Raw genomic sequence first — 18,654 nt, forward strand, 5'->3', positions numbered from 1 at the left:
AGATATGGCGCGCGCCCACTTTCAAATAGGAACTGCCGCCTCGCCACGGGTATTTCTGGCTGCACATCGGGCCAGGTCTTGGAGGCGTACAACGGCATCGCGACCGCGGTCGGCTGGCTCGCCCGGGGCCTGGTCGGCGCCGTGCTGGCGGCGGCCTTCGCCGTGCACGCGACGATGCCAGCGGCTGCGAGCGGTGCTTCGCCGAGCCTACCGGGGGCCGCGTCACTCTGCTGCCCCCTTTTAAGGCGATTGCGGGATGGCGACTTCAGAATTTAATATATTATTTATTTAATAATTTAATATTATTGGCCTTAATTGTAGCCTGAGACTTGGCCTAGAATGCTGCGCATCTCCCTCAGTCACGCATCTCGGGATAATCTGCAAGGACTCGGGTGGCATGGATCGAGATCACCTTGACGCGATGTCCATTGATGAATTGTGGGCGCTGCACACCGCAGTGGGGCAGGTCCTAGCGGTCAAGCTGATCGCAGCAAAGCGGGCCCTTGAAGAGCGCCTTAATCAGCTCGGCCGGAGAGCAGACCGGAAGCATCCGGGGAAGCACTAAGGCCGACAGAGCCTTCGGCGCGAGTGTTATAATTCGTGATTAATTTAATTAACTTTACTTATGCTTTTTGAGTCACTGCGTGATTTATTGTTGCCTCATTTATAACAAACGCGCGGCGCGGCCTTCCCACCCCATTTCCCTTGCGCCCGCTCGGAAGGTCCGGCCATGACTGGTCTCCGTCATTTCCAGAATTCCCCAGCGTCAATAGGATCGGCAGCTCCCTTCGAATGGGCCAACTTGCCCGACGCGGGCAATCGCCGCGGTCGAGCGGATGATGCTGCCGCCGTTCTTCGGCACCGCTTCGAAGCGCTGGCGGCTCAGATTGCCGAATTGGACGCGCTTCGCGAACGAGTCCTTGAGGCTGAGCAGAAGATCGCCTCTTGAGCTGAACAAGGCAGCTGCCTCCGCTCATGTCAGCCGGCCGCGCCCTGAAGGCGGCGATAATCTCGCAGACAGACGAGTGACGCGGGAAAGCGAGAACTGTTCGGACGCTTGGCAGAGGAACTCGCAATTGAGGCTCTTGCGCTTGAACTGGTGATCGAGCGGCAGCAACAACACTGACCTTTTGAGCTGAATCATCATGGCTGGTGATTTTGATTCCTTACGCGGGACTGCAGCAAGGGGAGGCGAGATATGGCCAAACGAGTTCCAATTACCGCCGGTGATCTGACGCACCACGAGATAGGCACAAACGACGTTTTGGCCGGCGCTGCCGACGTGATCAACTTCCTATATGGGGATGCCGGTGGAAGCCTGCTCGATTACGCCATCGGCGGAAATGACACTTTTACTGGCGGCACGAACTCGACCAACTTTTTCGTTGGTGACGCGGGTCGAGACATAACCAATCACGCGACAGGTGGTGCTGACACATTTACGGGTGGGGCGGACTCGATCAACATTTTGATCGGTGACGCGGGCGGGAACATGTCCGATCACGCTACCGGTGGCGATGACACCTTTTCTGGTGGCGACGGCCACTTCGACCGGCCTTCCACAAACATGACCTACGGTGATGTCTACGACAGTATGTCTGGCTACGCTCGGGGCGGTAATGACACTTACACGTCTGGGATTTTGGCCACCAATACGTTTTATGGCGATGCGGGCGGCAACATGGCCGACCACGCAAGCGGCGGCCAAGACACATTCATTACAGGCCCCGCGCTGAGTCGGTATGGCGCGACCCCCACCACATTTTTTGGTGATGCCGGCGAAAGCATGTCTGGGTACACAAAAGGGGGCGACGACGCGCTAGCAACGAATGGCCATAGCAACAACATCTATTTTTATGGCGACGCCGGCGGAAACATGTCGAACCGGGCGCTGGGCGGCAATGACGCGTTTACAACAAGCGGCGTGCAAGACAACTACTTCTTTTACGGCGACGCCGGCGGCAATTTGTCTGGTCATGCTTCGGGTGGTGACGATATCTTGAGTTTTCTTCCCCACCCTGGCGGCGCGATGAACGACTTCAGCTATTTCTACGGCGACGCCGGGGGCGACATGCTGGAATTTGCGCGGGGCGGCAACGACACGATGGACAGCGCTACAAACGACTTTGGCCAAGCTACCTTCTTTGGTGACGCCGGCGGGAATATGCGGGATCATTCAGTCGGCGGCGATGACACATTCATCGGCGGCCCCAACGCGTTTTTCTGCGTGGCTTATGGTGATGCACTGACAATGTCTGGCGATGCGTATGGTGGCAACGATACGCTGATAGCGGGCAGCGTTTTTTCTGGTGGTTACAGCACTTTGGTTGGCGATGCACAGACCATGTCCGACAAAGCCCACGGAGGCAATGACAAGCTGATCAGCGGTACCGGAAACGACGACATGTGGGGCGACGCTCAGGTGATGCTCGGCCTCGCGAAAGGAGGAAACGACTACTTCGCCTTCAATTTCAACAGCGGTCACGACAAGATCGAGGATTTTGGTCAGGGCCTCTCAAATCTAGGAATCGACCACATCGATGTTTCGACACTCGGAATCGTGAACTTCAGCGATCTGACCATCTCAGCATTCGATCCGACGACGCACGAGAGCACGATCACATTCAATGCAGATAACGATATCGTGGTGCACAGCGAGGAGGCGCTCAGGCCGCAGGATTTCATTTTCGCGCCGCCTTCCTTCTTGTTGACCTAAAGGTCGGGAGCCGGTCCGCCCTCTGCATCAGCGATGAAGGGCGGGCCACGTCTTTTTGTTAAGAGAGAAACGCTGCCGGGCTCAAAATTCCCTGTCCCCCCGGCAGCGCTTTGTCTCAAAACTGAGCACTAAAATCCCAGTTGGCTTTCACAGTGCAGCCGGTTCACGCTGGCTGGCCTGCGTTAAAGAACGACCCCAGGCCTGGATCAATGACCCAGGGCTGGGGCCGCTCGGGCTATGGGGGATAGCCTGATGCGCCTGAGCGCACGTGGATCAAAGTCGGGCCAAGAGGAGAGTTCCTATCGAATGCTGGGCGCTGACCTGCTTCCGACCTCAGTGGCCTAGTTTGATTTAAAGAGTGGCATATTTTGATGCGTTCCTATAGCCAGAGCTAGATTGTAGGCGTACAGCTATTCCATCACCGCGCGATTCCCATGGTACCCCATCGGTGACAGAGAGACGTTACCGCGCTCCCGCCTAAAGTTCGGAGCGAGAGCCATGTCCCTCCAGGCGCCGCAATACCTACCTTCTCCGACAGATAATCAGATCAAGTGCGACCGCTGTGCGGGCAGTTCCCGACTGCTACAGAAGTTCCTGAACGCCCGAAGTGGCGGCACCGTGCGCATCTATAGATGCCAGTGTGGCGAGCAGATGTGGCGCGAGACCCAAGAGTAAGGCTTCCTCAGTTGGCGGCTCCTAGGCCACGCCGGAGAGAATCTGCAAGGGAACGACTCTCCAGCTGAGAGAATTGAATTTTCGGTCTGTGGCGCGATCCTCCAAGTGTCGCGACATCCACCCGGGACGGCCCATCGTCTGACGCGCGTTTGGCGGTGGGTCGGTTCTCGCAAGGCCGCCGCGGCCTCTTCCCTAGGAACAAGTGGCAAGCTTCTGGATTGGTGCCGTGCTCCGCTTGTGCGTGGGAGCGTGCCAACGGCCCCAGCAGCCGCGAAATGGCTGGGGCCGCCTTTTGCGAGGCTATCGCGCGTTGCGATAGCCGGAGCCGAATGCGCCGGTGCGTTACCCCACCCTTGATTGGGGGCGCGAATGCGCCATCCTCGGTCGCTGACGAGGCGCTCCGAAAACCCTATTTCCATAGAGTTTGCGGACGCCCTGTCGACACTCGGGCTAGGGTAGCGCCCCGGCATCGAAATGCGCCTTGGGAGCTGGAAAATCGGTTCCACACTGGCGCCGGCCACGCGGTTGCCGGTTCGTGGCCGCGCGGCCGGTGACCAGCCGGACCATGCCGGCGCCCCACGGACGGGCGATACAAATCGGCGCGGGGGGCGGACCGGATCACCATCCTTGTCAGACAAGGTCGAGGCGGCCTACCGCCGCGGCGCGTGCTGCGCCAGTCCGCGGACCGAAAAAGCTGGCAACGTGGTGCCGATGAGGGCCTAGTCTGGGCAGTTCCATACCAACTGGATGATGCAAAAGCCAGATTGCTTGAAAAAAGCCTAGAATCCCGACAATGTGTGGTTGATTTGCGTTGGTCTAACAATTTCTTAACCTAGGCAATTGACCATGCCCCTCGTCAAGTGTTGACTTGCATGTCAACAATAGCCAAGTTAATCGGAGATGGAACACTTCGGTCTCTAACGCTGGGTCTGCTTGATGACGAACTTCCGGAGCGTGGGCTATTTGGCACGAGTCGGCTGTTCCGTTTTATGTCCGATGAGCTGCCTGCAATTCCGTCCCGAGATGCGATGCTGTCCGCGCACGAGCAGGTTTCAAACCTGCTTGGGCGCTATCTCACAAACAAGCCGTTTGTCCTGAAGTCGCCGATCTCGCCGCTGAGGCACTTGGAGAACGGGGTCTGGGAATTGAAAACGCTGGACGTACGGGTTTTTGGTTGGTTCGCTGCCAAGGACTGCATGGTTATTGACTCGGGCTGCGACGTGAAACCGCTGAAGGCGCGCCAACTGGCTTACAGCGGGTTTATCAATCAGACCGCGTACATACGAAAAAGTTTGGGCTTCACGTCAAAAGAATACATCCAAGGAACCGACCCCAATGACATCCTCTCCAAATTCGTTGTCCTCCCGCGACGTTAGTGCTGCGCGATTTGTCGGTGACGTGCGCGAGGAACTGCTTTTGGCCTTTTTGGAAGAGATGACCGAGCGCAGGCTGAGGAAGAGTGACATTGCGCGCCTTCTAGGAGTGCACCGTTCTGCCGTTACGCGAATATTGAATGGCTCGGCGCCGCTCGAACTCCGAACGATAGGGCAACTCGCCTGGGCGCTTGGAAGAGACGCAGAGTTCAAGTTGCCGAAGAAAAAAAGGCGCGCTCGCGGAGCCAACACTGTCAGTGTTGCTAACTCCGCGACCAATTTCGGACCTTCGTTCGTTGCATCGGAAACGCCGTGACGCGCATAGCAACCGTTCAATTCTGCGATGAAGTTGCCGGGGCAGGATTAGGAAAGTTTGCATTTGTCGGTATTTACCAGGCCGACCTGATTGTTCCTGTCGTCCCCTTTACGCTCCCGCAGCTTTTTTTTGTCACTAGGTTCCGTACCCCAGTCGATGATCGTCCAAAAAAGCTCCGAGTACGCATAGAGCGACCTGGGCATCCGCCCTTTGAAGTTGACAATACAGCTTTGCTTGAAGAACCCGTCGTAACGCCAGGGGCGGACGCAAAGTTTTACCAGGTTCAGATGATCTCAAGGATTGCCCCGTTCGAGATAACCGAACTGGGCACGGTAAAGGTCTTCGTTGAAGACGAGGTGGGCGATAACTATGCGGGTGGCCTGCGACTCAAAGCAGGTATCCACCCAGAATTTGCCATTCCGCAGATTGCCGGCACCGCCAGCCTCATTGCGGGGCATTTCTCTCGGTTGGCCAAATGCTCTTCAGAAATTCAGGAGCAATCGGCAAGACAATTGATCGAAGCCTTGTCAGCCTTCATGTTGCATTTGCAAGTTCCACCTAAGCTTCAGTTTCCCGATCTCGATCTGCGCCTTCTCTTGGATGATAGGCGCGCCCATATATTTTTCCCTGAACCCCTAGACTACACACCAAGTGTTGAAATTGAGCCGACCGGGAATTTTGACGAGGTCGAGATCGAGTCCGTTGATAGATTCGGTTTCATTATAAAGTTTGCGCCGACGGCACCCGCCGATTTGGCTTTCAACTACTCGCTCGGAAAGCAAACACACAAACCGGGAAGAAGAAAATCGGATAAATGATGCTCCAGCAACCGGAGGGCGAGCGCAAGGGCGGCGCGAGGCAGCAAGCGGTGGATTGTCGCGATTGGTCCTTTGACCTGCCGCGACTCAGGAGCCGCCTTCGCGCGCGCAATCTCGCGCTTTGTGGAGGCGAATATGAAAGGTGCACAGAAGTCACGGTCGGAAGCCCACCGCGCCGCTTATCTGAAATGGCGGGACGTCCCGCCTGGTATCCCGGCCGATCTCGCAATTGAGTTCATGAATAAGCTGATCGGCGGGAGCACTATCCGTAAGCTGACTTCGGGAATGAAGGAATTCAGACCAGCCATTGTAAGCTACGAGCGGTTCAAGAAGCATTGCGAGTTGAACCCCGAATGGGGAGGAGAGGCGTGGCGCATCTCAAAGGAAAACGCTCGTCTCGGAAAGGGCTCGCGCCTACGCAAGCTCACCCATTGCAAACGCGGCCACCCTCTGACTGAGGCGCGCATGCGTGTCACCAAGCAAGGATGGAAAATCAGACAGTGCCGGGTTTGCCGAGACGCCGCGAGGAACAGGTGCGAGCCGTTGGCTCCTGATAAATTACGGCAAGTGAAGGCTATGCTCGTAGCGAAAAAGCCGATTGCCGAAATCACCGGTCAATGGCTGCGCGGGACAAAGCGACCGGTGATTTGCAACTCCACCTATTTTTACAATGCTCGTAAGATAGATCCTGAATTCGATCGCTTTGTGAGAGAACACACCGCGGATAGCCAATCCAGGGCGCAGCGGCTTCGTTGGTCTCTGCAGCGAACGCGAGCCCTGACAGCGGGCCGCCGACAAGAGGCGAACGACTATCTCGCGATCCGCGCGCTGATTCCAAAACGCATCGCCGACCCTGACGAAATCGTAAGCCGGATCATAGAAGACATTTTGAGCGGTGCATTGCAGCGGTCTGATGTGTCTGAACGGGTCGGTTGGTTCGTCCGAGAGCACGACAGGCAATTCCCGACCAAGTACCGCAAGTTCGGCGACAGCCCGCTGCTCTCCCTGGATGAGGCTGTGTTCGATGACGGTTCGGGGACCAGAGGCGACAATGTGAGTTGTGGCCTCTGGGATTGATCGGCGAACTGCTGGTCCGTGGGCGCGCGAAGGCTCAGAATGCCGGCGCACGCCAACGCGCCCCCGGAGGGGATATTCACCAAACTCCCGGCTTGTTGCCCGCGTGACAGGCTCAATCGTTATTCGGGCCGCCTTGCTCGCTCATGTGCTCGAGCAGACCGGCTATTGCTTTTCGTAGGTCTGGTTCAGCTGCTTGATGATCTTTCGGGCGTCCTCCTCGGACAACTCCGCGGCTTTGCCGTGATCCAGTCGAGCCGGACCGCGAAGCTGTCTGTCCCAGACCATCCACTTGCCCTCTATTGCGCCTTTCCTCAAGACGAAGCGGGAAGGGGTGGGCTGGTCGGTCATTTGGCCTTCGCCTTCAGCCCGAGCTCGACCAGGCGGCGGATGGCTTCGGAGCGACTCGGCTGATCGTCCTGACGGGCAGCCCAAGCATCGATGCTGGCGATGAACTCGTCCGACAGGCGGAAGGTTCTCGCGGGGTCTCTGCCCGTCGGCGGGCGGCCGGCGCCTCGTCTCTTACCGCCAATTTGTTTTGGTATTGCCTTTTTCACATTTTGGTCTTACCATTTTCAAGCTTGAAAAACAAGCGGCCCGCCGCGGTGCGACCAACACCCCGACGGACCTGGCCCAAACTATGAGGTAAGTCATGGCTCAGGTTGATTCTGAGAATAGCACAGCTATGCCCGTCGTTTCGACGCGACGGCATTTCCTCTCCCAAGCCGCCGCGGTAGCTGCTGGAAGCGCCGCCCTTGGTGCAGCCCTTCCGCTGTCCGGCTCGGCCGCGGGCGCTGGGCAGGCCCCGGAGGGCGTCGCGCCGCTTCTACGAAGGCCCATGCTAGCAATGGATGGCTTGACCGCGAGTGATGAGCTTCGGTCTGCTTTCCGGGAGCTGGAGGACGCACACAAGACGCTAAAGACCGCTTGGGTCGAATATCGTAGGGTCGTGGATCTCTTGCGGGAGTGGGAGCGAGAGCATCCGTTCTCCGGCGGCGGCAGCAATCGAGCTTTTCGGAAATGGGAGCGTCGTTACCGCAAGTATCTCGATGAGATGAACTGGGGCCCCGTCGGGAAAGTATATCATGAAGCGCGGAGGGATTTCGAAGAAGCCAAGATAGCGGCGGCGCGCGTAAAGGTCCGTGACATCGACGAATTGGCCCTCAAGGCGTGCGGGGTCTATGTGTACGAGGATGTGCGGGAGGGGGAGCACTTACGCGGCATACCTCCAGCGATTGCAATTTCCGTCGCGGTCGATCTGGCGAGGATGTCGCTGCCGGAAAGAGCCGCGGCATGATAAGCCATCGGCGGGGAGAGCTTTTCCACGCCCTCTGTCCCAACCCCGCCGAACTCGATGCGGAAGCGCACACTGAGGAGCTATCGCGATAGGCACCGAGGGCGTGACAATTGAAAAATACAGCCCGGCCTAGCGCCGGGCTTTTTTCATGGGCGCCGACGACGCAGGCCGGTTTTAGGGCACTGGAGGCGCATCTCCGTGAAGACCGCCTTCGATGATCCATCCCTCGGCCGCTTGTTCATGGCACCCACAACGACAGTTTGAAGGCATCGACTGGCTGATCGCGAAGCGTAGAGCGGAGATCGACACCGTCGCGTGATGCCACGAGGCTGGTTGCGACACGAACCCGCCGGTCAAGCCGGCGGGTTTTTCATGGGCCCCAAATTTGGCCCCAAACTACCCAGTATGCACAGTAACTGGAGGGGCCGAGGCGTGATCGCCGAGCTGGGAAAGCCCAACTAAAACATACAACGCGGTACGCGTGGGCACTCGGCTTTGCGCATTACAAAACCGCTGCTCTACCGCTGAGCTAAGCCGGCGACACTTGGGGAAGGGGCCGGCAGATGCCGGGAGCCGTCCACCCGTGCGCGCCGCAATATCAGACTTGGCCGGAAAGAGCCAGAACCGCGATCGTCGTCGCGACACATGAATCAGGCGGCCCAGCGGGCCGCCTGTTGTGCCGTTCGATATGAGTCCCGTTTATTGGCACATGTGCCGGCGGCCATCTTCGCCCTTGAACAAGGTGCCGGGCGTGCAGACGAAGCCGTTACGCTGGGCATAGGTGCGGGTGTCCCAGCGGCGATTGTCCCACGAATTGTCGTAGGCGTAGGAATTGTCCCAGGCGCGGAACGGAGCGGTTGCGATCGCCCCCGCGGTACCGATCGCGGCACCGGCTACGCCCGCGGCGACATCGGTCGGCCAAAAGCCGGTGCGGCTCCTGTTCCAGTCGTTATTCCAGTCGCCGCTGTTAGTCTGCCGATAGGACATGCGACGATGGCGATAGCCCCGATCGGTGTACGGGTTTCCCGGTCCGAGGTTCTGGCAGTTGGCATTGGGGAACTGGGCCGAGCAGCGGGCAGGATTATTGATCACCGCCTGTGCCATCGCGGAGCCCGCGAGAGTGGTGGTTGCGATCGCGACGGCGCCGAGGACTTTGACATTCATGATTGTTGGCTCCCGTTGTGATTGAACGGGGGCTAAATATCGAGCACGCCGGACGTTCCGGTGAAACCAGTCGATTCTCGTGGCTGGACGGTCAAACAGATGTGAGCATTCGGCGTGATTCCTGTCGGTGAGCTCAGCGCCGTTAACGCTTCACTAGTCCGCTTTGCAGCATTTGAGCAGCGCGCAATCCTTGCACATTAGGCTTACCGGAAATTGGTGAGCGGGCCTTAACCCTCTCGGCGTTGCGATCGGATACGTTGTCGCCGGATAAATGGGGTCCTCTCATGCGCGCTGTGGCGCTCGCCGCTTTTCTGATCGGACTGCCCGCGACGGCGCTTGCCGGCGGCGGCTTCGATATTGTCGTTCCCGGCCGTCCGGGCGTGCCGATCATCATCAACAACATCGACGCATCCTATAGCGTTGTCGAGGGCGTCTGGGGCCTCGGCAAGAACCAGCAGGTGCAGCCGACGATCTATGGCGGGCGTTATATCGCCGAGCGGCAGCCCGACGATGTTGGCCATTATTATCCGACGTTGGGCCTGCGGCCCGGCTACGGCCGGCTCGAGGTCGAGCCGCCCGCGAACCGCAGATTGCCGAAACCGGCCGAGAGCTACCACCAGAGCTGGGGCGCGCAATCGGCGCCGCTGCCGCCGCAGATGGACGTGCCCATCGATCCCCCGCCGGTGATCCTCGCGCCGGAGATCAATGTGAATCCGCAGCATCGTCGGCCGCGGCCGCATGCCGAGGGGGCCGGCAAGCCGCCCGGTTAAGAAACGTCAAAATCCAACAAACGAAGATTAACAGGAGAGAGTAATGCGTCAGATAATTTCGGGACTGGTCGCCGCGGCTGCCGCGATGTTCGTGGGGGCCGCGCCGGCCGCGGCGTGCGGCTTCAATCCGTGCCAGCCGGTCGCGCCGGTCTATTCCGGCTGCAACACCGGTTGCGGCGGTTATGGATACGGTTATGGCGCCTATGAGCGCCTCGTCGAGCCGACCACGCAATATTACTACGTCAACCAGGGGCCGACCTACACCGGCCCGGGCGCGTTCGCGCCGTATCCGACCTACCGTGAAGACGCGGTCGTTGCCCCCGCCAATTATGGCTACGGCTATGGCTATCGCGCCGCCGCGGTCGCAGCTCCGGACGCCTATCCCTATCGTCGTCCGTACTATCGGCCGTATCGCTACGGCTACGGCCCGCGCCACGGCTATCTGCCGCGCGTGCACTACGGCTACGGTCCGCGCTATGGCTACGCCCGTCGCGCGCCCGCGCCGTACTATTACGGCGGCCACCGCGTGCTGCGCCGTTACTACTGATCTCTGACTAGCTGCCAACGAGACGCCCGTTCGCGTGATGCGGACGGGCGTTTTGCTTTTTGTGGCGTGAACTTGTTCTGTGTTGGCTTGCCAAGCCGAAGCTTGCGTTCGCCTCAGTCCGTCTTCGCCCTACGGGCCTCGCCGGACACCACGCTTCACCCTTCGGGATCACGTGGCTGCGCCACGCGTAGCCTGAAGGGTGAAGCGTGGTGGGGGAGGCAGGACTCGAACCTGCGAAGCCATGAGGCGGCTGATTTACAGTCAGCTCCCTTTGCCACTCGGGACACTCCCCCGCTCGACGGCAGCACAATCGGGCCGGACCTTGCCGGCGGACCGAAGACGGCCATGGAACGTGAAGGCCGCGAGAACCCGGATCGGGGCGCGACCGGGCGCGTTTATGAGCGATGCGGTGGGGCAAAGTCAACCGAGGCGAACAGCTAAAACCGCGCCCAAAGGCAGCCAAATTGCCATATTCCGGCGCCCGTGACACAAGCGAGCCCATGAAGGATCGAAAATTTGGCCCCAAGGGGGCTCGCGGCGGGGCTAAGCCCTTCAACAGGCCCGGGAAGTCCGCCGGCCGGCCAGCTTGGCGCGACCGCGATTCGCACTCCGACGGGCCCGTTATCCTGTATGGCTGGCACACCGTCACGATGGCGCTTGCCAACCCTCGGCGGCGGATCCGCAAGCTGACGCTGACCGAGAACGCCGCAAGGCGGCTTGCCGACGAAAACATCGCGACCCCCGTCGCGCCGGAGATCGTGCGGCCCCAGGAGATCGACCGTCTGCTGTCGCCAGACGCCGTGCATCAGGGTCTGCTCGCGGAAGCCGATCCTCTGCCTTCGCCCGACATCGAGACACTGAAGCAGGAAGGCATGGTGCTGGTGCTCGACCAGATCACCGATCCACACAATGTCGGCGCGATCTTGCGCTCCGCCGCGGCCTTTGCGGTGAAGGCGATCGTCACCACCGCGCGTCACAGTCCGGAAGCAACCGGCGTGCTCGCGAAGGCAGCCTCCGGTGCGCTCGAGCTCGTGCCGCTCATCACCGTGCAAAACCTCGCTCGCGCGCTCACCGCGCTGAACGAGCGCGGCTTTCAGACCGTCGGGCTCGACAGCGAAGGCACTGAGGATCTCGGCGACGTCGCACTGCGTGAGCCGCTGGCGCTGGTGCTCGGCGCCGAAGGCAAGGGCCTCAGGCAGTTGACCCGCGAGACCTGCAGCGTCGTGGCGCGGCTCGACATGCCCGGCGAGATCAAGAGTCTCAACGTCTCGAACGCCGCCGTGCTCTCGCTCTATGTCGGCGCAAGCAGGCTCGGGCTGATGAAGCAGGGCGCGACGTCCTAGACCGAAGGCAGACTTTACCCGATCAACTCCCGCACCATCGGCACCACCTTGCGCCCATAAAGCTCGATGCTGCGCATCAGCTTCTCGTGCGCCAATGGACCTGCCGAATATTTCAACTGGAAGCGCGAGATGCCGAGCGCCTTTGCCGTCTTGGCGATCTTGCGTGCGACCGTTTCCGGCGCGCCGACATAGAGCGAGCCGTGCTCGGCCTCGTTCACGAACTCGTCGCGACCCATCGGCGGCCAGCCGCGTTCCTTGCCGATGCGGTCACGCATTGCCTTGTAGTCTGGCCATAGCTCCTCGCGCGCCTGTGCGTCAGTCTCGGCGACATAGCCGGGCGAATGCACGCCGATCGGCTGCGCCGGGCGACCGAACTCCTTGAACGCGCGATGATAGAGATCGACGTAAGGTGCAAAGCGCGCGGGATCGCCGCCGATGATCGCGAGCATCAAGGGCAGGCCGTAATGCGCGGCACGCACCACCGATTGCGGACTGCCGCCGACGCCGATCCAGGTTTTCAGCGTGCCGTTCTCGATTGGCGGATAGACCAATTGATCGCGCAGTGGCGGACGCAGCTTGCCTTCCCATGTCACCGGCGTTTGCGACAGCAGTGCCGTGAACAGGTCGAGCTTTTCTTCGAACAGCTCTTCGTATTTGCGCAGGTCGAAGCCGAACAGTGGAAAGGATTCGGTGAACGAGCCGCGGCCGAGGATGACCTCGGCGCGCCCGTTCGAGAGGGCATCCAACGTGGCAAAGCGCTGGAACACGCGGATCGGATCGTCCGAGCTCAGCACTGTCACGGCCGAACCGAGATGGATGCGCCTGGTGCGCGCCGCGATGGCTCCGAGCACGGTCTCGGGCGAGGAGATCGCGAAGTCGGCGCGGTGATGTTCGCCGAGACCGATGAAGTCGAGAGCGAGCTCATCGGCCAGCACGGCTTCGTCGACGACGTTGCGGATCACCTGCGCATGCGAAAGCATCGCGCCGGAGGCGTCCTTGGTGACGTCGCCAAAGGTATCCAGTCCGAATTCGAGCGGTGCGGTCATCGAATGAAGTCTCTGCGGGAAGATGGACGACACTTAATGAACAGCCGCACCGCCACAAGGCGGCTTTCGGAAATGCTCAGTTTCCGTTGTTCAATCGGGCCCGAACCTACCGCCACATCCCGCGCATCTTCGCCCCGATGTCGATCTTCGGCCCCTGCGCCGCGGTGCGCGCCGCACCCGCTGCGGCCTTCGGCCAGCCGGTGCGCTCGAACAGATAGACCAGCTGCTCCGGGATGAAGCGGGTGCGCGAGGCGTAGACGTGGCGGTCGCCCTTGGCGGCCTGGCCGTGGACGAAGAAGCGCTGTGGCACGACGAGGTGGAGATCGTCCTTGGCGCGTGTCATTGCGACATAGAGCAGGCGGCGCTCCTCTTCGAGCTCGGCGGTGGTGCCGGCGCCGAGATCGGAGGGCATGCAGCCGTCGACGACGTTGAGCACGAACACCGACTTCCACTCCTGGCCCTTGGCGGAATGGATGGTGGAGAGGATCAGGTAGTCCTCGTCGCGCAACGGCGGACCGGATTTGTCGCTGGTTGCATTGGGCGGATCGAGCGTGAGCTCGGTCAAAAATTTCTCGCGCGAGCCGTAGCCGCTCGCGATCTGCTCGAGCTGCATCAAATCGGCGCGCCGCGTCTCGGCATCCTCGTGGATGCGGTCGAGATGCGGCTCGTACCATAGTCGCACGCGTTCGAGATCGGTCGGCCATTCCGAATAGCGCAAATTCTGGGTCGTACGGACGAAGTCGGTCCAATCTGCACCGGCACGAGCAGGCGCCGGGAGCTGGCCGAGCGCGGTGAGCGGATCGGTGCTCTCGGCCATCTGGTCCAGCACGCGCTGCGCGGTGGCGGGTCCGATGCCCGGCAACAGATGCAGGATGCGGAAACCCGCGACCCGGTCGCGCGGATTCTCGGCGAAACGCAGCAGCGCCAGCACGTCCTTGACGTGGGCTGCATCGAGGAATTTCAGTCCGCCGAACTTGACGAAGGGGATGTTGCGGCGGGTCAGCTCGATCTCAAGCGGGCCCGAATGCGAGGAGGTCCGGAACAGCACCGCCTGGTGCTTGAGCAGCGCGCCTTGCTCGCGATTGGCCAGCACTTGTTCGACGATGTAACGGGCCTGATCGGCCTCGTCATGCACGGTGACGAGCTGCGGCTTGTGCGACGAGGCGCGGTCGGTCCACAGATTCTTGGTGAAGCGCTCGCGCGCGAGGCCGATGACGCCGTTGGCCGCCGCCAGCACTGCTTGCGTCGAGCGGTAGTTGCGGTCGAGCGTGATCATTTCCGCACGCGGCGAAAAGCTCTGCGGAAAATCCAGGATGTTGCGCACTGTGGCGGCGCGGAACGAATAGATCGACTGGGCATCGTCGCCGACCACGGTGAGCCCGTGTCCGTCGGGCTTCAGCGCCAGCAGGATGGAAGATTGCAGGCGGTTGGTGTCCTGGTATTCGTCGACCAGCACGTGATCGAAGCGGCCGCCGATTTCTTCCGCGATCAGCGCATCGCTCATGATCTGCGACCAGTAGAGCAGGAGATCGTCGTAATCGAGCACATGCTGGGCTTGCTTGGCCTCGACATAGGCCGCGAACAGGCCTTTCAGCTCGGCCGACCAGCCCGTGCACCAGGGATAGTGCGCCCCCAAAACCTTCTCGATCTCCATCTCGGCGTTGATGCAGCGCGAGTAGATCGAAAGGCACGTGCCCTTGGCCGGAAAACGGCTCTCCGTTTTCGAGAGGCCGCGCTCGTGCCGGACCAGGTTCATCAGGTCCGCGGAGTCCTCGCGATCGTGGATGGTGAAGGCGGGGTCGAGGCCGATGCGCTCGGCATATTCGCGCAGGAGGCGCGCGCCGATGCCGTGGAAGGTGCCGGCCCAGGTGAGCGCATCGCGCATGATCGCGGCGTTGTTCTCGCCCAGCACTTTTCGGGCGATGCGTTCGACGCGGCCGGCCATCTCGGCCGCGGCGCGGCGGGAGAATGTCATCAACAGGATGCGGCGCGGATCGGCGCCGGCGACGATCAGATGCGCGACACGGTGGGCGAGCGTGTTGGTCTTGCCGGAGCCGGCGCCGGCAATGACGAGCAGGGGGGCGCCCACGGTCGCGCCTTCCGCCACGCCATGCTCGACGGCGCGGCGCTGCTCCGCATTGAGCGTGTCCAGATATGTCGCCACGAATCGCCCCGGTGAAAGGCTGAGAGTCGGCGATCCCGGCGCGAATCGCAATCCAGCTGGACGAAACCGGGTTTAGGATTTAGGGGGAAAGACGGCCCCAAGTTCCAGCCTGAGAAACCCTCCGGTATGACCGAGCTCAAGCCCGACCAGTTCGAGATGCGGCGGCTGGAATCGCTCAGCAACACCATTTTCGGCGTCGCCATGACGCTGCTCGCCTATGACTTGCCCAAGGCCGCGGTGTTCACCAGCGCCCCCGGCTGGAGCGATCTCGCCCATGTTTATTCCGGCAAGCTCGCCGGCTTTGCGCTCAGCTTCATCATCGCTGGCGTGTTCTGGATCAGCCATCACCGCCGCCTTGCGCGCCAGCCGGTCGGCAGCCGCGGCGCGGTGATCCTCAATCTGTTCTTCCTGCTCTCGATCGTGCTGCTGCCGGTGACCAATGGCCTCTACACCAATTACAGCATGAGCAACGCGGTGGCGGTGCTCTATGGCCTGCATCTGACCGCGATCGCCGGCCTTAATGCCTGGCTGTGGTGGACCATCCTGGGCGGGTGGCGCCACGAGATCATGGGATCGGTGTTTCCGCTGCTCGTATTCATCCCGGGCACGATCGTCGCGGCGTTCGCGCCCCAAGTCGCGCCCTTCGTCTGGTTCATCGCCTTCGGCGGCGTCGCGATCCAGCGCTTCACCAGCGCGCGAACGGAGTCGGACGCGTAAGGCGGCGGCTTATCCGGATGTCGCGCCGAACCCGTCGGCCGGCACGTAAAGCTTGACCGGGCGGATTTCGTAGACTGCCGTCGGATTGACCGCACGCAGCTTCCGCGCCGCCGCGATCGCCTCATCCTCGCTGGCGCATTCCATGAGGTGGAAGCCCAGCAGCTGCTCCTTGGTCTCGGCAAACGGACCGTCCAGCACCATGCCCGCGCCGGGGCCCCGCAAGGTGCGGGCCTTTCGGGTCTCATCCAGACGGGCGGCCGGCCCAAACTGTCCGCTGGCCCGCAGCGGCGCCTGAACCTCGATGACTTTGGCGACGACGGCGGCGTCCTGCTCCGGCGTCCAGGACAAGACCTCGTCTTCCACGTGATAGGCCAGGATGGCGTACAGCATCGTCACCTCTCTTCTGCGCAACTTTTTTACGAAAGTCCCAAGGACGTAGCACCGCAGTCCGTGCCGACAATCCCGAAGCAGAATATTGCGTGGCCGGCAAGCGACGAAACTGTCCTGAAACCCGATTGCGGCCGTGCCGCGTGAACGCCGCCGAAAGCGATCGCGACTGATGACCACAAACAACAAGGTTTTTGCTGGAGGCGGCAATGGCGGGTTGCACCATCAAGATCATCTGCGACGCGCGACGGGCGGGACAATCCGAACCGGCCGATCTGCACGACCAGGCCTGCCATCACCGCTATTACGGCAGCTCGGCCGAGAATGGCGGCGAGCGGATCGTGGAGAGCCGGCGCGGCAAACGCCCGCGTGCGCCCAACATCTGCGATTTTTGAAGCCGTTGCCCAAGGCGGTGGTCGACCATGGACGTCCTGCAGATATCAATTGCGGCGATGCCGTTCCTGCTCTCGCTGGCAAGCAGGACCGGCAAGGCGATTGCCCCATGCTTGCTCACGAGCATCTGCACGGTGCTCCTCGGTGCGGAACCTCACCGCGCGGTCATGGCCTGGTGCGTCGGCATGCTGATCGCCGCCGTCGGCTTGCGCGAACGGCTTCGCACGAGCTGAGCTGGCGAGCGGCCGATCCTCCCGATCAGGGCAAATCTGAAAAGGAAAAGGCGCGGCGGGGAGTGCCCCGTCGCGCCCGATTTCTTGCTCGCTGGTCCAGGGCTGAGAGCGCCCCGATGCCAAGCCTTATTCAAGCCTAGTGGGCGATCCCAGCGAGGTGACAGCGCTTGAGATAAGACACTGGATCACCTCCTTTCGTTGGTTTCGGGAGATTTCAATATAGGTTGTAAGGCCGCCGCTGTTAAGGGCAGGCGGGTCGGTCGGAACCGAAGCTGGTTCGTAAGGGCCCAGCAAGCTGTGCGAAAAGTCGCCGTCGCGGCAGTTGAGACCTCCGTCCGACCGTGTTAGGGAGCCCCTGACGCGGGTGTAGCTCAATGGTAGAGCAGCAGCCTTCCAAGCTGAATACGAGGGTTCGATTCCCTTCACCCGCTCCAATGTTCTCAATGTCCGGCCCGGACACATGGGTAACAGGTCGTACCTGAGAGATAGGTGACAACCTCGTGCCGAACGGGTTGTCGCGGGGTTTCAGGGTCGTTCACTCCAAGGTCGATGCCGTTTGAGCCGATTGGCTGCGTTCCTGCAGGAGTTGCAGCGTGACGCATCCCTGGCCTGATCATTGTTGCTCGGCTCGCGCTGCCGCCGTCAACCCCGCGCCAAGGGGGCGCGCCCCTGCGGGCTTCGGGGGTTGACCGCTCAGCGCGGCCAAGCAACCGGCCGATCATGCCAAGAATGCACCAGAGTGCGTCGCGATCAGGGCGCTGGGGTCGTAGTTGAGACATCGGGGACGGGCTTCGGGCCGAACGGGTTGTCGAGCGGTTGCAAGGTCTTTTGCTCCAGGTCGAAGTATCCCAGATCGTAGTGCATGAAGCTGACGAGCCAAATGCCGTCGTCGACTTCCTTGATGCCGAGCTTCTGGCCGGCCAGCACGGTCGAGATGTTGATCCTCTTGCGATGCAGGCAGAGCCGGCCGCAGGCCGTGACAAGGACGTCGCGGTCATGGAATGGATAGGACAGTTCGGGTAGGCCGTCATAGCGGCGCGGTGACGCCGCATACAATTGCGCCGGACACTTCATGCCGAGCGCCTCGTGCGGTCTTTCTATGTTGAACTCGTGCACGAAGGCATCGAAGCGGCCTTGTTGTTGCAGAATGTTCGCGCCCGGTGGCCGGGTCGCCTCCTGCTTCAGCGTCAGGTGCATGCGCTCATGACGGCCGTTCTGCTGCGGATGGCCAGGCTTGATGCGCTCGATCGCGATGCCGAGGCGAAGCCACCAGACCGAGAGTTTCGACAGGTTGAACAGCGCATCAGGGCTGGCGAACGGCACGCCATTGTCGGAGCGGATCGACAGCGGCAGCCCGCGTTCGGCAAACAGCCGCTCGAACGCCGTCACTGCCAGTTCCTCTCGCGTCGACTCCATGGCTTCGCACATCAGCAAGAACCGCGAAGCCTGATCGGTCACGGTGAGTGGGTAGCAGTAGCGTCCGTTGCCGAGCTTGAACTCGCCCTTGAAGTCGGCGCACCAGAGGTCATTGGGAACGGCGCCGGCCGACAGCGGCGTGCCCTGCGCGCGGTTCTTCCGTTCACGGGCGCGCTTGACCAGGCCGTGGCGATCGAGCACGGCA

19 protein-coding genes and 2 tRNA genes are annotated in these 18,654 nt (G+C 61.2%); 12 read left to right on the forward strand and 9 right to left on the reverse strand.

Features of this window, described 5'->3' with window-relative positions:
- Positions 1–766: 766 nt before the first annotated feature.
- Positions 767–958 (reverse strand): hypothetical protein, encoded by a 192-nt coding sequence (locus IVA87_RS23060; protein ID WP_247335054.1) that lies wholly within the window; start codon positions 956–958, stop codon positions 767–769.
- A 240-nt stretch (positions 959–1,198) separates the two neighbouring features.
- Between IVA87_RS23060 and IVA87_RS23065 the strand changes: the two genes are divergently transcribed.
- The 4 genes from IVA87_RS23065 to IVA87_RS23080 all read left to right on the forward strand — a co-directional run bounded on the left by IVA87_RS23065 (position 1,199) and on the right by IVA87_RS23080 (position 6,975).
- On the forward strand, positions 1,199–2,716 hold the full coding sequence (locus IVA87_RS23065) for a calcium-binding protein (protein WP_247335058.1): 1,518 nt from the start codon (positions 1,199–1,201) through the stop codon (positions 2,714–2,716).
- A gap of 1,547 nt (positions 2,717–4,263) precedes the next feature.
- Positions 4,264–4,767, forward strand: a complete 504-nt coding sequence (locus IVA87_RS23070) for a hypothetical protein (protein ID WP_247335061.1) — start codon at positions 4,264–4,266, stop codon at positions 4,765–4,767.
- Positions 4,768–5,076: 309 nt separating this feature from the next.
- Complete coding sequence (locus tag IVA87_RS23075) at positions 5,077–5,898, forward strand: hypothetical protein (RefSeq protein ID WP_247335063.1); 822 nt, start codon at positions 5,077–5,079, stop codon at positions 5,896–5,898.
- A 135-nt stretch (positions 5,899–6,033) separates the two neighbouring features.
- Positions 6,034–6,975 (forward strand): hypothetical protein, encoded by a 942-nt coding sequence (locus IVA87_RS23080; protein ID WP_247335064.1) that lies wholly within the window; start codon positions 6,034–6,036, stop codon positions 6,973–6,975.
- Between the two features lie 162 nt (positions 6,976–7,137).
- Here the strand turns inward: IVA87_RS23080 and IVA87_RS23085 are convergent, their stop codons facing one another.
- Together IVA87_RS23085 and IVA87_RS35415 are read right to left on the reverse strand one after the other, a co-directional pair.
- A complete protein-coding gene (locus IVA87_RS23085; RefSeq protein ID WP_247335065.1) occupies positions 7,138–7,323 on the reverse strand; it encodes a hypothetical protein in 186 nt (61 codons plus the stop codon).
- The gene (locus IVA87_RS35415) at positions 7,320–7,529 is read right to left on the reverse strand and encodes a ribbon-helix-helix protein, CopG family (protein WP_247335066.1); all 210 of its coding nucleotides are present in this window, start codon (positions 7,527–7,529) and stop codon (positions 7,320–7,322) included. The genes IVA87_RS23085 and IVA87_RS35415 overlap by 4 nt, the downstream gene beginning before the upstream one ends.
- Before the next feature lie 95 nt (positions 7,530–7,624).
- Between IVA87_RS35415 and IVA87_RS23095 the strand changes: the two genes are divergently transcribed.
- A complete protein-coding gene (locus tag IVA87_RS23095; RefSeq protein ID WP_247335067.1) occupies positions 7,625–8,269 on the forward strand; it encodes a hypothetical protein in 645 nt (214 codons plus the stop codon).
- 699 nt (positions 8,270–8,968) lie between these two features.
- Here IVA87_RS23095 and IVA87_RS23100 read toward each other — a convergent pair.
- Entirely contained in the window at positions 8,969–9,433 is a 465-nt protein-coding gene (locus IVA87_RS23100) for a hypothetical protein (protein ID WP_247298182.1), read from the reverse strand.
- Positions 9,434–9,717: 284 nt separating this feature from the next.
- Here IVA87_RS23100 and IVA87_RS23105 point away from each other — a divergent pair, with 284 nt between their 5' ends.
- On the forward strand, positions 9,718–10,203 hold the full coding sequence (locus tag IVA87_RS23105; RefSeq protein ID WP_247280933.1) for a hypothetical protein: 486 nt from the start codon (positions 9,718–9,720) through the stop codon (positions 10,201–10,203).
- A gap of 43 nt (positions 10,204–10,246) precedes the next feature.
- Complete coding sequence (locus IVA87_RS23110; protein ID WP_247335068.1) at positions 10,247–10,750, forward strand: hypothetical protein; 504 nt, start codon at positions 10,247–10,249, stop codon at positions 10,748–10,750.
- Between the two features lie 207 nt (positions 10,751–10,957).
- Here the strand turns inward: IVA87_RS23110 and IVA87_RS23115 are convergent.
- A tRNA-Tyr gene (locus IVA87_RS23115) sits at positions 10,958–11,043 on the reverse strand.
- A 207-nt stretch (positions 11,044–11,250) separates the two neighbouring features.
- On the opposite strand from IVA87_RS23115, the gene rlmB reads away from it, so the two are divergent.
- Positions 11,251–12,093, forward strand: a complete 843-nt coding sequence (rlmB, locus tag IVA87_RS23120) for a 23S rRNA (guanosine(2251)-2'-O)-methyltransferase RlmB (RefSeq protein WP_247298188.1) — start codon at positions 11,251–11,253, stop codon at positions 12,091–12,093.
- 14 nt (positions 12,094–12,107) lie between these two features.
- Here rlmB and IVA87_RS23125 read toward each other — a convergent pair whose 3' ends face one another.
- Entirely contained in the window at positions 12,108–13,139 is a 1,032-nt protein-coding gene (locus IVA87_RS23125; RefSeq protein WP_247335069.1) for an LLM class flavin-dependent oxidoreductase, read from the reverse strand.
- A 106-nt stretch (positions 13,140–13,245) separates the two neighbouring features.
- Positions 13,246–15,303 carry an ATP-dependent helicase gene (locus IVA87_RS23130; protein ID WP_247298193.1) on the reverse strand — a complete coding sequence of 686 codons (2,058 nt, stop codon included), beginning with the start codon at positions 15,301–15,303 and terminating at the stop codon, positions 13,246–13,248.
- A gap of 126 nt (positions 15,304–15,429) precedes the next feature.
- Here IVA87_RS23130 and IVA87_RS23135 point away from each other — a divergent pair, with 126 nt between their 5' ends.
- Positions 15,430–16,020: a TMEM175 family protein gene (locus IVA87_RS23135; protein ID WP_247335071.1), complete on the forward strand. Its 591-nt coding sequence runs from the start codon at positions 15,430–15,432 to the stop codon at positions 16,018–16,020.
- 9 nt (positions 16,021–16,029) lie between these two features.
- Here the strand turns inward: IVA87_RS23135 and IVA87_RS23140 are convergent, their stop codons facing one another.
- Positions 16,030–16,410 carry a YciI family protein gene (locus IVA87_RS23140; RefSeq protein ID WP_247280939.1) on the reverse strand — a complete coding sequence of 127 codons (381 nt, stop codon included), beginning with the start codon at positions 16,408–16,410 and terminating at the stop codon, positions 16,030–16,032.
- Positions 16,411–16,616: 206 nt separating this feature from the next.
- Between IVA87_RS23140 and IVA87_RS23145 the strand changes: the two genes are divergently transcribed.
- The 3 genes from IVA87_RS23145 to IVA87_RS23155 all read left to right on the forward strand — a co-directional run bounded on the left by IVA87_RS23145 (position 16,617) and on the right by IVA87_RS23155 (position 17,467).
- The gene (locus IVA87_RS23145) at positions 16,617–16,802 is read left to right on the forward strand and encodes a hypothetical protein (protein ID WP_247298202.1); all 186 of its coding nucleotides are present in this window, start codon (positions 16,617–16,619) and stop codon (positions 16,800–16,802) included.
- A 27-nt stretch (positions 16,803–16,829) separates the two neighbouring features.
- Positions 16,830–17,033 carry a hypothetical protein gene (locus tag IVA87_RS23150; protein WP_247335075.1) on the forward strand — a complete coding sequence of 68 codons (204 nt, stop codon included), beginning with the start codon at positions 16,830–16,832 and terminating at the stop codon, positions 17,031–17,033.
- 360 nt (positions 17,034–17,393) lie between these two features.
- A tRNA-Gly gene (locus IVA87_RS23155) sits at positions 17,394–17,467 on the forward strand.
- Positions 17,468–17,783: 316 nt separating this feature from the next.
- On the opposite strand, the gene IVA87_RS23160 is transcribed toward IVA87_RS23155, so the two are convergent.
- The coding region (locus IVA87_RS23160) for an integrase core domain-containing protein (RefSeq protein ID WP_247335078.1) at positions 17,784–18,654 on the reverse strand (871 nt) is incomplete at its 5' end.

The sequence above is a fragment of the Bradyrhizobium sp. 147 genome, assembly GCF_023073935.1.
Taxonomy (GTDB): domain Bacteria; phylum Pseudomonadota; class Alphaproteobacteria; order Rhizobiales; family Xanthobacteraceae; genus Bradyrhizobium.

Excerpts from the sequence above, each read along its gene's own strand:
- IVA87_RS23135 (WP_247335071.1), top strand. The coding sequence starts at position 15,430 with ATGACCGAGCTCAAGCCCGACCAGTTCGAGATGCGGCGGCTGGAATCG.
- IVA87_RS23080 (WP_247335064.1), top strand. The coding sequence starts at position 6,034 with ATGAAAGGTGCACAGAAGTCACGGTCGGAAGCCCACCGCGCCGCTTAT.
- IVA87_RS23070 (WP_247335061.1), top strand. The coding sequence starts at position 4,264 with ATGTCAACAATAGCCAAGTTAATCGGAGATGGAACACTTCGGTCTCTA.
- rlmB (WP_247298188.1), top strand. The coding sequence starts at position 11,251 with ATGAAGGATCGAAAATTTGGCCCCAAGGGGGCTCGCGGCGGGGCTAAG.
- IVA87_RS23140 (WP_247280939.1), bottom strand. The coding sequence starts at position 16,410 with ATGCTGTACGCCATCCTGGCCTATCACGTGGAAGACGAGGTCTTGTCC.
- IVA87_RS23110 (WP_247335068.1), top strand. The coding sequence starts at position 10,247 with ATGCGTCAGATAATTTCGGGACTGGTCGCCGCGGCTGCCGCGATGTTC.
- IVA87_RS23065 (WP_247335058.1), top strand. The coding sequence starts at position 1,199 with ATGGCCAAACGAGTTCCAATTACCGCCGGTGATCTGACGCACCACGAG.
- IVA87_RS23095 (WP_247335067.1), top strand. The coding sequence starts at position 7,625 with ATGGCTCAGGTTGATTCTGAGAATAGCACAGCTATGCCCGTCGTTTCG.
- IVA87_RS23085 (WP_247335065.1), bottom strand. The coding sequence starts at position 7,323 with ATGACCGACCAGCCCACCCCTTCCCGCTTCGTCTTGAGGAAAGGCGCA.
- IVA87_RS23105 (WP_247280933.1), top strand. The coding sequence starts at position 9,718 with ATGCGCGCTGTGGCGCTCGCCGCTTTTCTGATCGGACTGCCCGCGACG.
- IVA87_RS23100 (WP_247298182.1), bottom strand. The coding sequence starts at position 9,433 with ATGAATGTCAAAGTCCTCGGCGCCGTCGCGATCGCAACCACCACTCTC.
- IVA87_RS23150 (WP_247335075.1), top strand. The coding sequence starts at position 16,830 with ATGGACGTCCTGCAGATATCAATTGCGGCGATGCCGTTCCTGCTCTCG.
- IVA87_RS23145 (WP_247298202.1), top strand. The coding sequence starts at position 16,617 with ATGGCGGGTTGCACCATCAAGATCATCTGCGACGCGCGACGGGCGGGA.
- IVA87_RS23125 (WP_247335069.1), bottom strand. The coding sequence starts at position 13,139 with ATGACCGCACCGCTCGAATTCGGACTGGATACCTTTGGCGACGTCACC.